Source organism: Pseudomonas sp. NPDC088368 (genome assembly GCF_044753445.1).
Lineage (GTDB): Bacteria > Pseudomonadota > Gammaproteobacteria > Pseudomonadales > Pseudomonadaceae > Aquipseudomonas > Aquipseudomonas bambusae.
Genome location: NZ_JBIVNG010000006.1, coordinates 256,459 through 275,386, shown reverse-complemented (window position 1 = coordinate 275,386; position 18,928 = coordinate 256,459). Strand labels below are relative to the sequence as shown.

General features: G+C 62.7%; 15 protein-coding genes and 2 riboswitches. Of the genes, 4 read left to right on the top strand and 11 right to left on the bottom strand.

Annotated elements, in window-relative coordinates:
- Positions 1-195: 195 nt before the first annotated feature.
- The 9 genes from cobN to ACIQAL_RS15255 all read right to left on the bottom strand — a co-directional run bounded on the left by cobN (position 196) and on the right by ACIQAL_RS15255 (position 13,530).
- Positions 196-3,969, bottom strand: coding sequence for a cobaltochelatase subunit CobN (cobN, locus tag ACIQAL_RS15295; RefSeq protein WP_401146755.1), 3,774 nt, complete (start codon positions 3,967-3,969; stop codon positions 196-198).
- A gap of 2 nt (positions 3,970-3,971) precedes the next feature.
- Entirely contained in the window at positions 3,972-5,042 is a 1,071-nt protein-coding gene (gene cobW / locus ACIQAL_RS15290) for a cobalamin biosynthesis protein CobW (protein ID WP_401146752.1), read from the bottom strand.
- Between the two features lie 132 nt (positions 5,043-5,174).
- A riboswitch (cobalamin riboswitch) is annotated at positions 5,175-5,396 on the bottom strand.
- Between the two features lie 230 nt (positions 5,397-5,626).
- Complete coding sequence (locus tag ACIQAL_RS15285) at positions 5,627-6,466, bottom strand: IclR family transcriptional regulator (RefSeq protein WP_401146749.1); 840 nt, start codon at positions 6,464-6,466, stop codon at positions 5,627-5,629.
- A gap of 104 nt (positions 6,467-6,570) precedes the next feature.
- Positions 6,571-8,094 (bottom strand): aldehyde dehydrogenase, encoded by a 1,524-nt coding sequence (locus ACIQAL_RS15280; RefSeq protein ID WP_401146746.1) that lies wholly within the window; start codon positions 8,092-8,094, stop codon positions 6,571-6,573.
- Positions 8,095-8,119: 25 nt separating this feature from the next.
- On the bottom strand, positions 8,120-9,223 hold the full coding sequence (locus tag ACIQAL_RS15275; RefSeq protein ID WP_401146743.1) for an ABC transporter ATP-binding protein: 1,104 nt from the start codon (positions 9,221-9,223) through the stop codon (positions 8,120-8,122).
- Positions 9,224-9,413: 190 nt separating this feature from the next.
- Positions 9,414-10,487 carry a PotD/PotF family extracellular solute-binding protein gene (locus ACIQAL_RS15270; RefSeq protein ID WP_401146742.1) on the bottom strand — a complete coding sequence of 358 codons (1,074 nt, stop codon included), beginning with the start codon at positions 10,485-10,487 and terminating at the stop codon, positions 9,414-9,416.
- A 24-nt stretch (positions 10,488-10,511) separates the two neighbouring features.
- Positions 10,512-11,321 (bottom strand): ABC transporter permease, encoded by an 810-nt coding sequence (locus tag ACIQAL_RS15265; RefSeq protein WP_401146740.1) that lies wholly within the window; start codon positions 11,319-11,321, stop codon positions 10,512-10,514.
- Positions 11,318-12,232 carry an ABC transporter permease gene (locus ACIQAL_RS15260; protein WP_401146738.1) on the bottom strand — a complete coding sequence of 305 codons (915 nt, stop codon included), beginning with the start codon at positions 12,230-12,232 and terminating at the stop codon, positions 11,318-11,320. Before ACIQAL_RS15260 ends, ACIQAL_RS15265 begins: the two co-directional genes overlap by 4 nt.
- Positions 12,229-13,530, bottom strand: a complete 1,302-nt coding sequence (locus tag ACIQAL_RS15255; RefSeq protein ID WP_401146735.1) for an NAD(P)/FAD-dependent oxidoreductase — start codon at positions 13,528-13,530, stop codon at positions 12,229-12,231. The genes ACIQAL_RS15260 and ACIQAL_RS15255 overlap by 4 nt, the downstream gene beginning before the upstream one ends.
- Before the next feature lie 301 nt (positions 13,531-13,831).
- Positions 13,832-14,045, top strand: a riboswitch (cobalamin riboswitch).
- Positions 14,046-14,141: 96 nt separating this feature from the next.
- Between ACIQAL_RS15255 and ACIQAL_RS15250 the strand changes: the two genes are divergently transcribed.
- From ACIQAL_RS15250 to cobM, 4 genes are all read left to right on the top strand, one after another.
- Positions 14,142-14,327: a CbtB domain-containing protein gene (locus tag ACIQAL_RS15250; protein ID WP_166598057.1), complete on the top strand. Its 186-nt coding sequence runs from the start codon at positions 14,142-14,144 to the stop codon at positions 14,325-14,327.
- An 11-nt stretch (positions 14,328-14,338) separates the two neighbouring features.
- A complete protein-coding gene (locus ACIQAL_RS15245) occupies positions 14,339-15,064 on the top strand; it encodes a CbtA family protein (protein ID WP_401146733.1) in 726 nt (241 codons plus the stop codon).
- On the top strand, positions 15,064-15,465 hold the full coding sequence (locus ACIQAL_RS15240; RefSeq protein ID WP_401146731.1) for a cobalamin biosynthesis protein: 402 nt from the start codon (positions 15,064-15,066) through the stop codon (positions 15,463-15,465). Before ACIQAL_RS15245 ends, ACIQAL_RS15240 begins: the two co-directional genes overlap by 1 nt.
- 140 nt (positions 15,466-15,605) lie before the next feature.
- Positions 15,606-16,352 (top strand): precorrin-4 C(11)-methyltransferase, encoded by a 747-nt coding sequence (gene cobM, locus ACIQAL_RS15235; protein WP_401146729.1) that lies wholly within the window; start codon positions 15,606-15,608, stop codon positions 16,350-16,352.
- Between the two features lie 689 nt (positions 16,353-17,041).
- Here the strand turns inward: cobM and nfuA are convergent.
- On the bottom strand, positions 17,042-17,635 hold the full coding sequence (gene nfuA / locus ACIQAL_RS15230; RefSeq protein ID WP_120126365.1) for a Fe-S biogenesis protein NfuA: 594 nt from the start codon (positions 17,633-17,635) through the stop codon (positions 17,042-17,044).
- Positions 17,636-17,756: 121 nt separating this feature from the next.
- Positions 17,757-18,779 carry an acyltransferase family protein gene (locus tag ACIQAL_RS15225; protein WP_401146728.1) on the bottom strand — a complete coding sequence of 341 codons (1,023 nt, stop codon included), beginning with the start codon at positions 18,777-18,779 and terminating at the stop codon, positions 17,757-17,759.
- Positions 18,780-18,928 lie beyond the last annotated feature (149 nt).

The window sequence follows — 18,928 nt, the reverse complement described above, 5'->3', positions numbered from 1 at the left end:
CAGATCGCAGGCAAGCCAGCTCCTACGGCCTTCGGCCAGAATCAAAAGTCATCAATCTGCTGCAACCCTACAAGCCCTTCAACGCCCATCAAGGCCTTCGGCCATAATCAAAGGCTTCCAAATTGTCGCAGCACCGCAGGTATTTCGGACGCCACTCAGCGCCTTCGGCCAGAATCAGAAAAACAGAAACAGCTCTCAGCTTTCTTCTATATCCAGCAACAGATTTTCCAGCGCCGCGCGGTACTCGCCCGGCTCCTGCCACAACCCACGCTGCTGCGCTTCGAGCATGCGCTCGGTCATGTCCCGCAAGGCATCGGGGTTGTGCTGCTGGATGAAGTCCCGCGTCGAGGCGTCGAGCAGGTAGGCGTCGGCCAGCAGCGCGTATTGGTGATCGTCGATCAGCTCGGTGGTCGCATCGAAGGCGAACAAAAAATCCACGGTAGCCGCCATCTCGAACGCGCCCTTGTAGCCGTGCCGCTTGACCCCTTCGATCCATTTCGGGTTCGCCGCCCGCGAACGCACCACCCGGTTCAGCTCTTCTTTTAACGTGCGGATTTTCGGCAGGTCCGGCTGGCTGTGGTCGCCATGGTAGCTCGCGACTTTCTCGCCGCTGAGGCTTTCCACCGCCGCGAGCATGCCGCCCTGAAACTGGTAATAGTCGTTGGAATCGAGCAGGTCGTGCTCGCGGTTGTCCTGATTCTGCACCACGGCTTGCACCTGGCTCAGCCGTTTAGCGAAGTCCTCGCGGGCGGGCGTGCCTTCATCGGCGGCGCCGTACGCGTAGCCGCCCCAGTTCAGGTACACCTCGGCCAGGTCTTCTCGCGTCTGCCACAGACGGCCATCAATGGCGTTCTGCACCCCTGCGCCATAGGCCCCCGGCTTCGCGCCGAAGATCCGCCAGCCAGCCTGTTTGGCGGCCTGTTCGGCGCTCAGGCCTTCGTGCTCCAACTGCGCTCGTTCCTGACGAACACGGGCGGCTAGCGGGTTCATGTCGTCCGGCTCATCCAGCGCGGCGACGGCTTGCACGGCGGCGTCAAACAAGCGAATGAGGTTGGCGAAAGCATCGCGGAAGAATCCCGACACCCTCAGCGTGACATCCACCCGTGGCCGGTCCAGCAAACTGAGGGGCAAAATCTCGAAATCGTCAACCCGCTGACTCCCCGTCGCCCATACCGGACGCACGCCCATCAGCGCCAGGGCCTGGGCAATGTCGTCGCCTCCGGTGCGCATGGTCGCCGTGCCCCAGACCGACAAGCCCATTTGACGTAAATAGTCACCATTGTCTTGTAAGTGCCTTTCCAGCAAGAGATTTGCAGATTGGAAGCCGATGCGCCACGCGGTCATGGTCGGCAGGTTGCGCACGTCCACCGAGAAGAAGTTGCGCCCTGTCGGCAACACGTCCAGCCGCCCGCGGCTCGGGGCGCCACTGGGGCCTGCCGGGACGAAACGGCCATTCAGCGCATCCAGCAAGCCTTGAAGTTCAGCAGGCCCACAGCCGTCGAGACGCGGCATCACGACCTGTCTAATTGCATTAACAACTTCGGTTAATTCATTGTTTTCAAACGAATTAATCTCTTGGATACCACTCGCGATCCGCTCAATTAAACGCGCTGCATACAGCTCCAGCCGTTCCCGTGTATCACCCACTGTGCGCCACGGATCGTCACTGACTTCATGTAAAACCTGAGGTGTCGGCCCCGCCCACGGCGCACCCAACTCGCAGTCCAACGGGTCAAAACCCAGCGCCAGCGCGTTGCTCAAGGCCCGCAGCAGACTGGCGTTCGCCCCCCGGCCATCGCCACGGGGCACTCGCAGGATCGCCAGCAAGGTATCAATACGCAGTCGCCCGCTCGGGGATTCGCCAAACACGTGCAGCCCGTCACGGATCTGCGACTCCTTCAGATCGCACAGGTAGGTGTCCAGCCGGGGCAACCAGATCGCCGCATCGGCATCGCTGTTGAGGTCTTCGCTCAGCGCCAGTTCCCGGTCGATGTGGGTTTCGCGCACCAGCCTGAGAATGTCCTTTTGCAACTCACGGGCGCGGCGCGGATCGAGCAGCTGCGCTTCGTAATACTCGTCCGCGAGCAATTCCAGATCGCGCAATGGGCCGTAGGTTTCGGCGCGGGTCAGGGGCGGCATCAGGTGATCGATGATGACGGCCTGCGTGCGACGCTTGGCCTGGGCGCCCTCACCCGGGTCGTTGACGATGAACGGATAAATGTTCGGCATCGGCCCGAGGATCGCGTCCGGCCAGCACTGTTCGGACAGGCCGACGCCCTTGCCCGGCAGCCATTCCAGATTGCCGTGTTTGCCGACGTGAATGACCGCGTGTGCGCCATACGCCTTGCGCAGCCAGAAATAGAAGGCCAGGTAGCCATGGGGCGGAACGAGGTCCGGATCGTGATAAACCGCGCTGTGATCGACGTTGTAGCCCCGGGCCGGCTGAATGCCGACGAAGGTCAGGCCGAAACGCAGCCCGGCGATCATCATTCGGCCGTTGCGACACATCGGGTCGCTCTGCGGTGAACCCCAGCGCTCGATCACGGCGTCGCGATTGGCCTCAGGTAGCGCATCAAAGGCCGCCAGGTAGTCGTCCATTGCCATGCTCTGGTGGCAAGGGCGCTGATCGAGACTGTCCGGGTCGTTGGTGACGCCGCCCAGCAAGGCATGAATCAGCGCGGTGCCCGATTGCGGCAAGCCTTCGACGGGATAGCCCTCGTCTTGCAGGGCCTTGAGGATGTTCAGCGCTGCTGCCGGAGTGTCGAGTCCGACGCCATTGCCGATGCGCCCGTCGCGGGTCGGGTAGTTGGCCAGAATCAGCGCCACGCGCTTGTCGGCGTTGGCGGTGCGCGCCAGCAACACCCAGCGTCGCGCCAGTTCGGCGACGAAATCCATGCGCTCAGGCTGGGCGCGGTAGCAGACCACATCGGACTGACTGCGCTCGCTGTGCCAGGCCAGGTCCTTGAAGCTGATGGGCCGACTGATGATGCGCCCGTCCAGTTCTGGCAGCGCGATGTGCATGGCCAGATCCCGAGCGCCGAGGCCCTGTTCGCTGGCTCGCCACGCGGGTTCGTTGTCTTGGGCGCAGATCGCCTGAATCACCGGGATGTTGCGACGAAACGGTCGCAAGTGCGGCGCCTCCGGACTGGATTGGGCGAAACCGGTGGTGTTGAGGATGACCTCGCAATCGGTCTCGTCGAGCCAGTCCTGCACAGCGCTGAGGCACGCCGGTTCCTTCAGGCTGGCCACCGCAATGGGCAGCGGGTTAAGGCCCTGGGCCAACAGCCGCTCACAGAACACATCGATGAACCCGGTGTTGGCCGCCTGCAAGTGCGAGCGATAGAACAGCACCGCCGCCACCGGTTGATCGATCTGCCAGTCGGCTTGCCAGTCAGCGAGGTCGGCGCTGGCCTTGCGCGGGTGATAGATCGCCACGCGGGGCAGTGTCTGCGGCTCGTCCCAGGGGTAATCGCGGTCCAGCCAACGATTGGCCAGGCAATTGAACAGCTGCAAGGCGTTGTGTTTTCCGCCTTGGCGCAGGTAGTGCCAAAGCCGGTCGCGGTCCTCGGCAGGTTCGGTGCTGAGGTCGCTGAGTTCCGGGTCGGGACGGTCATCGCCGGGCACCAGAATCAGCTTCACCCCGCCGCGCTTTCGAGAGGCCAGCTCCACCAGCCGCTCGACACCGTAGCGCCAGTAGCCGATGCCGCCGTGCAATGAGATCAGAATGACCTTGGCGTGCTGCAACACCTCTTCGACGTAAAGGTCGACCGAGGCGTGGTTCTGCACCTGCATGGGGTTGGCCAGGCGCAGGCTGGGGTAATCGTCCGGCAGTTGCTGCGCGGTCTCCGCGAGCAACGCCAGATGGGAGTCACCGCTGCACAGGATCACCAGATCGGCGGCGGTCTGGCCGAGGTCAGCGATGCTGTCGTCGGGGACGAAGCCGCCGGGCTGGGTGCGCAGCAGGTGCATGGTTAGCCTTTGATCTCAAGCGCAGCGCGCAACTGGGCTTCCAGCACGGCAGCGTCCAGTTCCTGACCGATCAGCACGAAGTGGCTGACGCGCGCTTCATCGGCTTTCCACGCGCGGTCGAAGTGTTTGTCGAAACGGGTGCCGACGCCTTGCACCAGCAGGCGCATCGGCTTGCCGGGGATTGCCGCGAAGCCTTTGACACGCAGGATGCCGTGCTGCACGACGGCCTGGGTCAGCGCGTCGAGCAACAGCGCTTCGTCGGCCTGGGGCAGCGAGATGGAAATCGAATCGAAAGCGTCGTGATCGTGGTCGTCGTGGTCATCGCCGTCATGATGATCGTGGTGGGTCTTGCGGCCATCGATGTGCAGCTCGGACTCGGCACCCAGACCCAACAGCACGCTGATCGGCAGCTGGCCGTTACTGGCTTCGATGACTTTCACCGCAGGCGGCAGTTCTTCGGCGACTTCGGCGCGCACGGCGGCCAAGGCTGCAGCGTCGAGCATGTCGGCCTTATTAAGGATGACAAGGTCAGCGCTGGCCAGTTGGTCGGCGAACAGTTCGTGCAGCGGCGATTCGTGGTCCAGGTTCGGGTCGAGTTTGCGCTGGGCATCGACCTGATCCGGGAAGGCGGCGAAGGTGCCGGCGATCACGGCCGGGCTGTCGACCACGGTGATCACGGCGTCAACGGTGCAGGCGTTGCGGATTTCCGGCCACTGGAAAGCCTGGACCAGCGGCTTTGGCAGCGCCAGGCCGGAGGTTTCGATGAGGATGTGGTCCAGATCGCCGCGACGGGCAACCAGTTCCTGCATCACCGGGAAGAATTCTTCCTGAACGGTGCAGCACAGGCAGCCGTTGGCCAGTTCGTAGACGCGGCCGTTGGCTTCTTCTTCGGTGCAACCGATGGTGCATTGCTTGAGGATTTCACCGTCGATGCCCAGCTCGCCGAATTCGTTGACGATCACCGCAATGCGACGGCCTTCGGCGTTGTCGAGCATGTGGCGCAGCAGCGTGGTTTTGCCCGAGCCGAGAAAGCCGGTGACGATGGTGACGGGTAGTTTGGCCAGTGTTTTCATGGTTGCCCTCAGGCGCAGCGGCGGGCAAACAGGACGAGAACCGCATTGCCGTCGCAGAAGACAGGCCCGCCGTTCGATTCGCCACCGGATCACCCCGCCCGGTTGTGTTGAGAATGCGTCGGGCTGTCTGAAAAACAGGCCCGTGTTTGAGGCAGGTCTCCTGGCTCACGGCGGCGAATGGCTGGCAGTTTTGCCAGATCAGACGCATTCATCGCGCCTTCCCGCTCGCGCAGTGGCTGTGCAATGAACATGACCGTTTACAGTTGCGGGGGCAGCTGTGGCTTGCACCACATTCCCTTCTTAGCGCCGCGTCCGACTCAAGCAGAGCAGCGAACCTCAAGTGCGCAAGGCTACGCAGTGGTTAGGGGAAGGTCAACGAGGAAACGGCGCAAACCCATTCACTCCCAGCCCGCCGGACGAAGCAGTGGATCAGTCAATGATGAATCATCCGCCAGACCGCCATCGCTGCCGTCGTAACCTCCGGCGTCTCCCACAGAGCCTGCGTCGTGTCGGGATGGGTGGATCTCACGATTTGTTGTGGATACCCACGCTCTATTGTAGGAGTCAGGCGTCGGCGCCCGTCGCTACCGAAACCCACCCGCCCGCTGACTCCACCCTGCGCTGGAAATCGCATGAGCGGTGTGGATCAACGCAGGACCAAAGGCCTTGCGGGCGTCTTCGTGGCCCCAGCGGCTGGCCGGGACCGAAATGTTGATCGCGCCCAACGGCATCCCCCCGGCATCGACGATGGGTGCTGCAAGGCTGATGTCGCCGAGAAAATACTCGCCCTCAATGCTGCTGAATCCTTCGGACCGGGCTTCGGCGATCTTGTCCTGTAGGGTTTCCAGGTCGGTGATGGTGGCGTGGGTCTGCGCCGGGCGTGGCATTGCCCTGAGCAGGTCGGCGCAGGCCTGGGGTTCGAGGCGCGACAGATACGCCCGGCCCGACGCCGTGCAGTACATCGGCAGGCTCAGGCCGAGCGGCATCGGAATCATCACCTGATTGTGACTGGGGAAACGCGCCACAAAGACCATCTCATGGCCATCCGGCTCGGACAGGTTGCAGCTTTCGTGGCATTCGCGGTTGAGCTGGTGGAGGTACGGCGACGCCCGGTCGATCAGGCTGTCGGTCTGCAAATAGCCAAACCCCAGGGACAGCGCCCGGGGTGTGAGTTGATAGCGTTTGCTTTGCGGGTCCTTGCGCAAATAGCCAAGGGCTTCCAGGGTGAAAGCAAACCGCTGCGCCGCGCTTTTAGTGATGCCGGTGGCGGCGGCGATTTCCGGCAGGTTCATGCTCGGATTGCCCGCGCGGAACGCCATGATCACCTCAAGCCCGCGGGCCAGGGTGCTGGCGAAGAGCGGTGAATCCTCGGGGGCGACCTTGTCAGCGGGCCGTTTTTCTTCAGGCAGGGAATCTTGGTTCATGAGCGCTCGCGAATCATGGCGTGTCGTTCAAAAAAGGGCCGTACTCACGCTGATACAGCGCGGGCATCCAAAAGACCGCGACTGTACCCGACGTGTCCGGGGCGTCAACCGCCCAGGTGCACCCACACCGATTTCGTCTGGGAATACTGGGTCAGCGCTTCCAGGCAGCGGTCCCGGCCATTGCCCGACTGTTTGAAGCCGCCCCACGGCTGGGTCATGTCGCCGTGGTCGAAGCAGTTGACCCACACGATGCCCGCTTCTACGTCCCGGGCGAAGGTCAGCGCTTTGTCGATGTTCTGCGTCCACACCGAGGCGGCGAGGCCGTAGATCGAGTCATTGGCAATGTCCAGCGCGTGCCCCAGGTCCTTGATGCGAATCGCCGCGGCCACCGGTCCGAAGACCTCTTCGCGAGCGAGCGTCATCTCCGGGGCGATATCGGCGTACAGCGTCGGGCTGACGAACGCGCCGTGCTCCAGGCCTTGAGGCACACCGCCGCCAAACACCAGCCGCCCACCCTCGGCATTGGCCTTGTCGATATAGCCCAACACTCTTTTCTGTTGTTGGAACGACACCATCGACCCCATGCGCGTGGCCGGGTCGAACGGATTGCCCGGCAAATAGCGTCCCTGTGCCACGGCGGTGAAACGCTCGATGAAATCGTCATAGAGACTGTCCTGCACCAACAGCCGCGAACCGGCGTTGCAGACTTCACCCTGATTCGCATAGATGCCGTTCACCGCGTAACTCACGGCGCGGTCCAGATCACCGACGTCCGCCAGAATGATCTGCGGGCTTTTGCCGCCGCACTCGGTGGTCACGCGCTTCATGTTGGATTGCCCGGCGTAGATGAACATTTTCTTGCCCACCTCCACCGAACCGGTAAAGCCGATCTTGTCCACGTTCATGTGCAGCGCCAGCGCCTCGCCCGCTTCGCGACCAAAGCCCTGAACGACGTTGAACACCCCCGGCGGCCCACCCGCCTGAATGAACAGGTCCGCCAGCAATACCGCGCTCGACGGCGACTGTTCAGCCGGTTTGAGCACCACCGAGTTGCCCATCGACAGTGCCGGGGCCAGCTTCCACGCGGCCATCAACAGCGGGTAGTTCCACGGCACAATCAGGCCGACCACGCCCAGCGGCTGGCGCAGGATGTAGTGCAAGGCTTCAGGCGTGGTGCTGGTGACCGAGCCTTCGAGCTTGTCGATGGTCTCGGCGAAGAACTGAAAGGACAGCGCCGAGTACGGCACGTCCACTTCGAGCATGTCGGTGATCGGCTTGCCCATGTCCAGCACGTCGAGCATGGCGAAGGCTTCGGCCTGCTCTTCGATCAACGCCACGAACCGGTAAAGCACCGCCATGCGATCACGGGGCGTCAGGCGCGACCAACTGCCGGATTTGAAGGCGCGACGAGCGGACTTCACCGCCACATCGACATCCTGGGCGTTGCTGCGCGGCGCGTGGCCGTGGACCTTGCCGGTGGCCGGGTTGACGACTTCGAAGGTCTCGCCGCTGAGGGCGTCGCGGTATTCGCCGTCGATGAAGTTGCTGATGCGGTAGTTGAACTGCCCAAGCCGCTGCTGCCAATCGGCGGCGCTGCGTTGGGACAGGGTTTGGTAGAGGGTCGTCATAAAGGTCTCCTGTCTGGCTTGAGGGTCAGATTGGGGGTGTGGGGAACGCGCGGGCGACGCCCGGCGCGACGCTGAGATAAACGCCGTCGCCAGGGCGCAAGGTTTGGTTGTGCTGGGCGTTGCCGTCGCGGGGCAGATCAAGGGTCAGGGCATCGACACCCGGCACCCGCACCTGAATTCGGAGCGAGCGGCCGTGGAACAGGGTCTGCACCACGGTGGCCTGGGTCTTGGCAGGGTCGGCACTGATCGGGCCGGTTTCCAGCCGCAGGTCTTCGGGGCGCAGGGAGATCGTCACCTGATCCCCGGTGCGCAACGGTTGGTCGCTGCGGGCCATCATCTGCAGCGCGCCGACCTTGACTCGGAACAGGTTGCTGTCAGCACCGGTCACCTCGCCGGGCAGCAAGTTGCTCGCGCCGATGAACCCGGCGACGAAGGTGGTCGCGGGCTGGTCGTAGAGTTCGGCGGGGCCTGCGACTTGCTCGATCCGGCCGTTGCGCATGACGGCGATGCGGTCGGAAATCGACAGGGCTTCGGTCTGGTCGTGGGTGACCATCACGAAGGTCGTGCCGAGTTGCGATTGCAGGCGTTTGAGTTCGACTTGCATGTGCTGCCGCAGGTGGGCGTCGAGGGCGGACAGCGGTTCGTCGAGCAGCAACACCCTAGGCCGGCAGACCAGCGCCCGAGCCATGGCGATGCGCTGTTGCTGGCCGCCGGACAGGTCCTGGACCCGCGCCTTGGCTTTGTCGGCCAGGCCGACCAGATCCAGCATCTCGCGAATCCGCGTGCGCGCCTCGGCTCCTCCGACCCCGGCCAGGCTGAGGCCGAACCCGACGTTGTCGCTGACGTTGAGGTGCGGGAACAGGGCGTAATCCTGAAAGACCGTGTTGACCGGACGACCGAACGGGGGCGCGTCGGTGAGGTCGCGCCCGTCGATGAAAATCTGCCCGGACGTCGGCCCCTCGAACCCGGCAATCAGGCGCAGCGTCGTGGTCTTGCCACACCCCGACGGCCCCAACAGGCTGATGAACTCACCGCTGGCAATGTCCAGATCGATGTTATCGACACTGAGAATGCTCTCGGTGTACCGCTTGCTGACGCCTCGGAGGCTGACCACGCTGGTGTCTGTCACGGGCGAAATCCTCTGTTGGATACGGTTGAAACTGATTGACGCGGGGCGTCTGACGGACCGCGTTCACCGGTTTTGCTGCCGCTGCTCGGCAGATCGCAGGCAAGGTGGAGCGCCACCCCGGCACTCCTGCGGCCTGCGGCCAGCATCAAAAGCGCTCGACACCCCGCAACTGGCCAAAACCCAAAGCGACTCACCCGCCCGCCTTCACCCGCTCGAACAACTTCGCCAATTCATCATTGCTCGGAATCGGCTTGGTCAGCACGGTGTCGCGCAGCATGGTTTCGGGATCGTTGGGCAACGACAGTTCTTCGAGCTTGGCCGCCGGGACTTTCTTGAAGGCCGCCTGGCTGGCGCTGCCATAGCCGTATTCATTGATCAAACTCGCGCCGGAATCCGGGTTCATGCGCGCGTTGATGAAGTCATAGGCCAAGTCGACATGCTTGGCGTCCTTGAGCATCACCATGCCGCAGACCCAAGTCAGCATGCCTTCCTTGGGCTTCATGAACGCCACCGGCACGTTCTGTTTCTTCAGCGCCGTGGCCGAGGCGTTCCAGGCCATGGCGGCCACCAGTTCACCGCTGGCCAGACTCTGCTCGACCGAGGTCATGTCGGTGGTGTACGAGGACATCAATGGCCGTTGCTGACGCAACATCGCGCCGACCTTCTCCAACTGGCCCTCGTCCATCTTCTTGAACGGATCGACCCCGGCGACCACCGCAGCCACCAGCGGCGTGTCATGCACGGCGTCGATGGTCGCCATCTTCCCGGCGTACGGCGAGTTCGGGTCGAAGAACATTTTCCAGGTCGGCTCCGGGTTCTTGACCAGGTCCGTGCGGTACAGGATCGACGTATTGCCCCAGTCCCACGGCACCATCCACACCTTGCCGTCCGCATCGACGATGCCCGGCAGCTTTTGCAAGACCGGAAAGATCTGGTCCCAATTCTTCAGCCGCTTTGGATCGAGGGGCTGAATCAACCCGGCCTGTTTCCAACGATCCAGCTTGTCGTAGCACGGGTGCGCCAGGTCCGGATGAAACCCCGCACGGGCCTTCGACAGCGCGTCGTCGTCATCGCCGAACACCGAGATGTCGACCTGCCCGGCGTGGGCTTTTTCGAAGTCGCCGTGGAACTGAGGCAACTCGTAGCCGGACCAGGTGAAATACGTCAACTTGCCGCTGTCGGCCGCCTGCGCCCCTTGCTGCAACAGCGTGACACCGAGGGCGAAAGCGCCGAGCCCCATTACCCAGGAGCGTGATTCAGTCATGCGGATTTTCATGAGACCTCCGAGCTATTTCGTTATGGAATTGGCAGAGGAACGGGTGCCGCGACGACGCAGATGTTCGGCAATCGCGGCAAGGATCACGGAGACCACGAGGATCACCGTACCGAGCGCCATCACGCTCGGCAGTTGCTTGGGAAAACGCAGTTGACTCCAGATGTAAATCGGCAACGTGGGTTCGGTGCCGACCAGAAAGAACGCAACGATGAACTCGTCGAACGATGTGATGAACGCCAGCATGAACGCCGACACCAGCCCCGGCATCGCCAGCGGCAAGGCCACGCGGCGGAAGGTGATCCACTCATCGGCGCCGAGGTCCATCGCCGCGTCTTCGAGGCTGCGGGGAAACGCCGCAAAACGACTGCGCATCACCACCACGGTGGTCGGCAGGCAGAAACACACGTGCCCGACCACGATGGCGCCCAGCGACGGTCCCGGCCCGATCAGGTTGACGCCCACCAACAAAGCGATCCCCAGTACCACGCCGGGCAGCAAAATCGGCAACCGCGCCAGCAATGAAATGCTTCGGGCCAGGGGTGAGCTGCGACGCAAATCGGCGTATGCGATCAGGCATCCCGCTGCCGTGGCGATGGCCGCCGCTGAACTCGCCACGATCAGGCTGTTGAGTGCGGCGTTGCGCAGGCGCGGATCGTCCAGCAGGCTCTGATACCACTGCACCGTGAAACCCTTGAGCGGGAACGCGGGCGCGATGGAGTCGTTGAACGAAAACACCGGGATCAGCAGCGTCGGCAGGTACAGGAACACCAGATAGGCCGCGACGTACGCCACCAGCCAGTTGCGCGACAGGTAGCGGGTCATGTGCGGGTACTCCAGCGGGTGATGATCCAGCGAGCGGCCACCACGACGATGGCGATGGCAATCATGCTGATCACCGCCAGCGCCGCACCGGCTGGCCAGTCGTTGGCCTTGCCGAACTGGGCTTGAATCAGCGTGCCGATCATCGAACTGTTCGGGCCGCCCACCAGCGCCGGGGTCACGTAATCGCCCACCGTGGGCACGAACACCACCAGCGCTGCCGAGAGAATTCCCGGCACCGACAGCGGCAGCACCACCCGAAAAAACCCTTGATACGGTTTGGCGCCGAGGTCGGCCGCCGCTTCGAACAGGTTTTTGGGCAGCCCTTGCAAACAGATGTACAGCGGCAGCACCGCAAAGGCCGCGTAGGCGTGGGCCAGGGTGACGACCACCGTGGCTGGCGTATTGAGCAGGCCGTTCAGCGGCGCGTCGATCAGGCCCAGTTGCATCAGCGCCGAGTTCAGCACGCCGTTATAGGCCAGCACGATTTTCCAGGCGAAGACCCGCAGCAGGTAGCTGGTCCAGAACGGCAGCGTCACCAGAAACAGCAGCAGATGGCGCCAGCGACCGGCGCGAAATGCCAGGAAATACGCCACCGGGAACGCCAGCACCACCGTGGCGATCGTGACGATGGCCGACAGCACGATGGAGCGCAGCAGGACCAGACGGGTCAACGGATCGGTCAATGCCGACCAGAGATTATCGAGGCTGAACGCCGAGCCGATGATCTGCCCGTCGTTCACGCGCACGCTCATGTACAGCAGCAAACCCAGCGCGAACAGAATCAGCGTGCAGGTGATCAGCCCGCCCGGCAGGTTGAGCAACGCGTCGAACACCCTGGCGCGGGAGCGGCGCGGCGGCGAGGTGTCGGGCGCGGTCATCGACGCACGGGCCTCAGCGTGTAAGCGGCTCATCGTCTGGCTCCCCTGACTCGGCGTTCGAACAAGTCCTGAAACCGCATGACGTTGGCTGCAACTCGGGCCACGTTGCGGTGCAAAGGCGCGGCGGGCATCGCTTTGAACGGCGTTACTGGATAGGCGCTTTCTTCGGCGGGCAAGCCCTGAACCAGATCGGCGACCAGCGCCCCCATCCGCGTCGCCATCGCCACACCACGGCCGTAATACCCCAAGGCGACGGTCAGCCCCGGCTCGGGCTGGCTGAGCATCGGGATGCTGGCCGCCGGCACTGCCACGCGACCGCACCAGCAATGGGTGATCGGCACGTTTTCCAGCATCGGGTAAATGTCGAGCATTTCGGCGCGCACCCGGGCGATATCACCGTGGTTCAGGGCATCGCGAAACGCCCCGCGCGTGCCGAGGACGAAGCGTCCATCCTGAGTGCGCCGAAAATAACGAAGCACCCGAAAGGTGTCGGACACCGGCAGTCCGCCTGGCAGAACGTGCGCCAACAGATCGTCAGAAAGCGGCGCGGTCGCAGCCTGCAAACTCCAGAGCGTGACGTAGGTGTGCGGCAGCGCAGGCAACAAGGGGGAAGAATAGGCATTAGTGGCGATCACCACCTGATCGGCGCGCACCTCGCCGTTCGCCGTTACCACGGTCCACCCGCCTTCGCTGCGGCGCAGTTGCAACGCCGCACAACGCTCGAAAATCCTCACCCCGCGCTGACGCACGGCTGCGGCCAGGCCATGAACGTATTGGTAAGGCTGCAACTGCCCGGCACGACGGTCGAGCAGCGCACCCTGATAAATCGAGGTGCCCAGCAGTTGGCGGGTCTGGGCCTTGTCGAGTATCTGCACATCTGCGCCCCGGGATCGCCACTGCCCTGCCCGGTCACGCAGCCCATCCAGCGCCGCTTCGTGATGGGCCGCTTGAATCCAGCCGGCCTGGCGGGCATCGCAGTCGATGCTCAACCGCTGGATGAGGTCGAACACATAACCGGCTGCGCTGCCCACCAGATCCGCCAGCACCCGGCCCTTTTTCTCGCCGAAGCGGTGTTCGAGTTCGTCGGGGTTGAGCTTGAGGCCAGGAATCACCTGCCCGCCGTTACGACCCGAAGCGCCGTCACCGATGCTCATGGCGTCGAGCGCCACCACGTCGCGGCCCGCTTCGGCCAATTGAAGCGCGGTGGAGAGGCCGGTGTAGCCCGCGCCGATCACCACCACATGAGCCCGAGGCGGCAGGGCCACCGCGAAGCTATGTGCCGAATGCTGCGCCTGCCAAAGACAGCTGAATGGATCGATCGTGGCTTTCAAGATTCACCTGTATCGATATTCGATATGTTTCTATTTATATTTGATATGGACGAATGCGCAAGTCACGATGGCGAGCGGTGTCGTTTCCGGGATGTTGGGGTCGTGAAACGGGCGGCGAGGTATCGATGTTCGATAGGCCTTCCGGCTTACGAAAATCCTGCGGGAGCGAATTCATTCGCGAAAAATCGTGTAGCCGACAGAGATAGGTCGGATGTACTGACGTCTCGCGAACAAATTCGCGCCCACAGGAGGGACGCCACCCTCATCCTGCGCAATTGACTGACGCCCTGTGCCGTGGTCTCCTACACGCCTTGTTACGGGTGCCCTTCACAGGGTGAAACGGGAAACCGGTGCGTGCAGACCTCTTGTCTGTGCAAGTCCGGCGCTGCCCCCGCAACGGTAAGCGAGCGAAGAATCAGATCCACTGTGCCATTGCGGCACGGGAAGGCGATTCTTGACGGCAGGTCCACTGCCCCTCGCAAGCCCGGAGACCGGCCCGACACATTCATATAACAAACCCGCGGTGGGCGGGCGCTGTTGAGTTGGCTACTGACGTTGGTCAGTGGTTTGCTTTGCGCCTTCCCTTCGCCGACACCTTAGAGGGAAGCGCCATGTCGATCAGCACCACATCCCAATCCGCAAGCACTGCCAGCACCCAAAGCCAACGCCTCACCGCCGCCATCAGCGCGATGATTCTCGGCGCTTGCCTGGTCTACTTCGCCGGTTTCTCGCACATCGCCGCCGTGCACAACGCTGCCCACGACACCCGTCACAGTTCCGCCTTCCCTTGCCACTGAGACCTGCCGCCATGTTCAAGCGAATCGCTCAAACGGCCGGTTTCACCGGACTGCTCGCCGCCCTGTTGCTGACCTTGCTGCAAAGCTTCTGGGTCGCGCCGCTGATCCTCGAAGCGGAAACCTACGAACACGCCCCTGCCGCTGCAGAAGTGCATGAGCACGCGCATGGCGACGGCGCCATTGCGGCCCACGTTCACGACGAAGAAGCCTGGGAGCCGGAAGACGGCTGGCAGCGTGTGCTGTCGACGACCGGCGGCAACCTGGTGGTCGCGGTCGGTTTCGCCCTGATGCTCGCGGCGCTGTACACACTGCGCACGCCAAACAGCGTTCGTGAAGGCGCGCTGTGGGGGCTGGCCGGGTTCGCGGTGTTTGTTCTCGCGCCGACCTTGGGCCTGCCGCCTGAATTACCGGGCACCGCCGCCGCCGACCTGACCCTGCGCCAGACCTGGTGGGTGAGCACAGCGGCCTCGACGGCCGTCGGCCTGGCGCTAATCGTCTTCGCCCGCCATTGGCTGTTGAAAGTGCTGGGCGCGGCGATCCTGGTCGTGCCCCACGTGATCGGCGCGCCGCAGCCGGAGGTTCATTCGGCCTTGGCCCCTGAAGCGCTGGAGGCGCAGTTCAAGATCGCTTCGCTGCTGACCAACGCGGCATTCTGGGTCGCGATGGGCCTGATCAGCGCCTGGCTGTTCCGTCGTCACAACGCGCAACTGACCGCAACCGAGCTGAGTCACGCCTGATGAACCCGGGCATTCGTGTGATCGGCCTCGGCTGCCAGCGCGATTGCCCGGCGTCGGTGCTGCAAGGGTTGATCGAAGTCAGCCTGCTGGAACATCGCTTGTCGCTGTCCGACATCACCGCCCTCGCCTCTATCGACAGCAAAGCGTCAGAGGCGGGGTTGCTGGAACTGGCTGAACGGCTGGACCTGCCGCTGGCGTTCTTCAGCGCCGAAGAACTGACAGCGTTCGAGCCGCAGCTGAGTCATCATTCGCAGATCGCGTTCGACAGCACCGGCTGCTACGGCGTGGCTGAAAGTGCGGCACTGGCGATGGCGGCGCGGTTGGGCGGGTCGTCGGCAAGATTGGTGATCGAACGGCGAAACAGCTCACGGGCCACGTTTGCGTTGGCCGCCAGTCCATGACGCATTTGGCAATGCAGTCTCTGTAGGAGCGAATTCATTCGCGAAGCGGTTCGGGCGCTAAAGATGTATTGGCTGTACCGACCCTTCGCGAATGAATTTGCTCCCACAGAGGATCAACCCCGCTATACGTTGGAGATTCCATGACCGTTTACTTCATCGGCGCAGGCCCCGGAGACCCCGACCTGATCACGGTCAAGGGGCAGCGCCTGATCCGCACGTGCCCGGTGATCGTCTACGCTGGATCGCTGGTGCCAGAAGCCGTCCTGGACGGCCATCAAGCCGTCCAAGTGACCAACAGCGCCGAATTACACCTCGAACAGATCATCGCCTTGATGAAATCTGCTCATGCACAAGGCCAGGACGTCGCCCGCGTCCACTCCGGCGACCCCAGCCTCTATGGCGCCATCGGTGAGCAGATTCGCTGCCTGCGCGAGCTGAACATTCCGTTCGAAATCATCCCCGGCGTCACCGCGACCGCCGCCTGCGCCGCGTTGCTCGGCACCGAACTGACCCTGCCGGACATCTCGCAAAGCGTCATCCTCACCCGCTACGGCGACAAAACCGCCATGCCTGAAGGCGAAGAACTGGGCGAACTGGCGCGACACACTGCCACCATGGCCATCCACCTGGGCGTGAACAACCTCGACAAAATCGTCGCTGAACTCACCCCCCACTACGGCAAAGACTGCCCCATCGCCGTCGTCCACCGCGCCAGCTGGCCGGATCAGGACTGGGTCACCGGCACCCTCGCCGACATCGAAGCCAAAGTCGCCGCTAAAGGCTTTCGCCGAACGGCACTGATCCTCGTGGGACGCGTGCTCGGCAACGACACCTTTGGCGAATCATCGCTGTACCGCGCAGGGCATGCGCACGTGTACAGGCCATGAGATTTCATCTGAGGCCTGCGAAACGGGGGTCGTCTGATCGTCCGCCTTCGCTGCCGTCGTAACCTCCGGCGTCTCCTACAAGGATCAACGTGTGCCGCGGCCGGATGGAAGAAGCCAGTCCTGTGGGAGCGAATTCATTCGCGAATGGGCCGGTACAGCCACCCCATCTCCATCGTCTGAACCTTCTTCGCGAATGAATTCGCTCCCACAGTTTGAAGATCGTGCAAGGAGCGAAGCCGTGCATACACCCTTATCCCGCGATGAGCGTTAGCTCCAGCCAGAAAAGCTCTTTTGCGCGCCAGTCCAGACGCCGCAGAACGCGACTTGGGTGCAGGCCGAACGCAGGCGGCGCGGAGTGGGTCGAGCGGCATGGATGCCGCGAGAGCCGCGCTGGGCCATGGATGGCCCTTCGCGGCGGGCCCACGGAGCGTCGCCGGAGTGAGGGAACCCTGACGAAGTCAGGGCCAAACCAGGAGCAAAGCGTTTTTGGTTACTTTTGGGGCGCTCTTGCCAAAAGTGACCCGCCGTAAGGGCGGAACCTTAGCCAGCCGCGACGGAAAAACCGGATATGCCCCCATACCCAAGAACACAACACACCCGCCCTTACCGTACCCCACCTCAATCCCCCAAACGCCACGCATAAAAAAAGCCCCGACCGAATCGGAGCTTTCGACTACCGCGAAGACCACTCAGTAGTAAGCATTCTCTTTCTGAGTATGGTCCGTCACATCACGCACACCCGACAACTCGGGAATCCGCTCCAGCAACGTACGCTCAATCCCTTCCTTCAACGTCACATCCGCCTGCCCACAGCCCTGGCAACCGCCACCGAACTGCAACACAGCAATGTTCGCCTCATCTTCCTCAACCACATCAATCAGCGTAACCTGCCCGCCGTGACTCGCCAGTCCCGGATTGATCTCCGTCTGCAAGTAATAATTGATGCGCTCGTTGATCGGACTGTCAGCATTGACCATCGGCACCTTTGCATTCGGCGCCTTGATCGTCAGCTGGCCACCCATGCGGTCGGTCGCATAATCGACCACGGCGTCGTCCAGAAACGCTTCGCTGAAAGAGTCGATCCACGCCGTGAAGCTCTTCAGGCCAATGGCCTTGTCTTCAGGCTTCTCTTCGCCCGGTTTGCAGTAGGCGATGCAGGTTTCAGCGTATTGGGTGCCAGGCTGGGTAATAAACACGCGGATGCCGATGCCGGGGGTGTTCTGCTTTTGCAGCAGATCGGCCAGATAATCGTGGGCGGCATCGGTAATAGTAATAGCGGTCATGAAAATTCCTCGCAGACGTGGGACGGAGTTTACGCCATTCCACGGCAACTGACAAAGTCCTAGTAAATCGGTCAGGTAATGCAAGTGCGAGCCACTTTCATCCCGCCTTTCACCCCGCCCTTCACGACAGCGCAGCCGCCTCCTTGAGCGCCCGGCGACTGTCCAGCCAGCCCTTCATGCGGCGATACAGACCCTTCTCGATCCACTCATAGCTGAGCCACGCACCCAGCGCGATGACCGGCACGCACACCGCGAACGCCACGTACGGGTTCAGCCCGAAACGCTCGGTCGCCAGCCAGCCGCCGTACAGCACCAGCACGTGCAGCAGGTACACCGAATACGAGCAATCGCCCATGGTTTTCAGCAATCGGCTGCCACGCAGGTACGGCTCCAGGGAAATGCACGCCACGACGATCACCGCGCTCGGCAGGCCCCAATTGATGATGCGCACGTCCGGTGGCAACTGCTTGATCGTCAACAGCGCCCCGCCAATCGCCATCAACGGCAACCACAGACGCTCGGTGATCCAGCCCCGGCGGTAGATGACGCCAATGCCGATCCCGAGCAGGAATTCGTACACGATGTCGTTGGCGTAGAACCGGCTGATCAGACCAGATCGGCCCAGCACATCGGTGAAGGCAAACAGTGCGGCGGCGATGATCAGCGGGCGCAGGCGCTGCTGGAACAGGAACACCATCGAGAACAGCACGTAAAACAGCATCTCGTAATTCAGCGTCCAACCCACGTTCAGCGTCGGATACAGCCCGTAGCCGCCGGGGTTTTCCGAGGGGATGAACATCAGCGACAGAATGAAGCTCTGCCAGTCGACCACTTGATGCGGCAGCAGCGGATGCGCGACCACCACTAGCAGGCCCATGACCAGCGTGTAGAGCCAATAAGCAGGGACGATGCGGATGATACGGTTAAGCATGAAGCGGCGGACGGGAATGTCTTTGTCCACCGTCGAGAGGTAAATCACCAGACCGCTGATGACGAAGAAGATGTCGACGCCGACGGCGCCTTTTTCAGTGAAAAACCGGCCGATCGGGCCGCTGGGATGAAAGTCGAAAAAAATCTGCATGAAGTGGTGACACACAACGACCCACGCGGCGAGTGCCCGCAGGGCTTGAACCGAAATCAACATCTGTAACCTCTTGCTTGCTCGGGTTTGACCCACGCCCCTGGACATCAAAAACGCCCACGATGAAGGAACGGCTTACGGGGTCCGACTGCGTGTTTTGCAAAAAGGTTCGGCAGGACTGACGGGCTGCATAATGGCTGCAGGCCATGTTT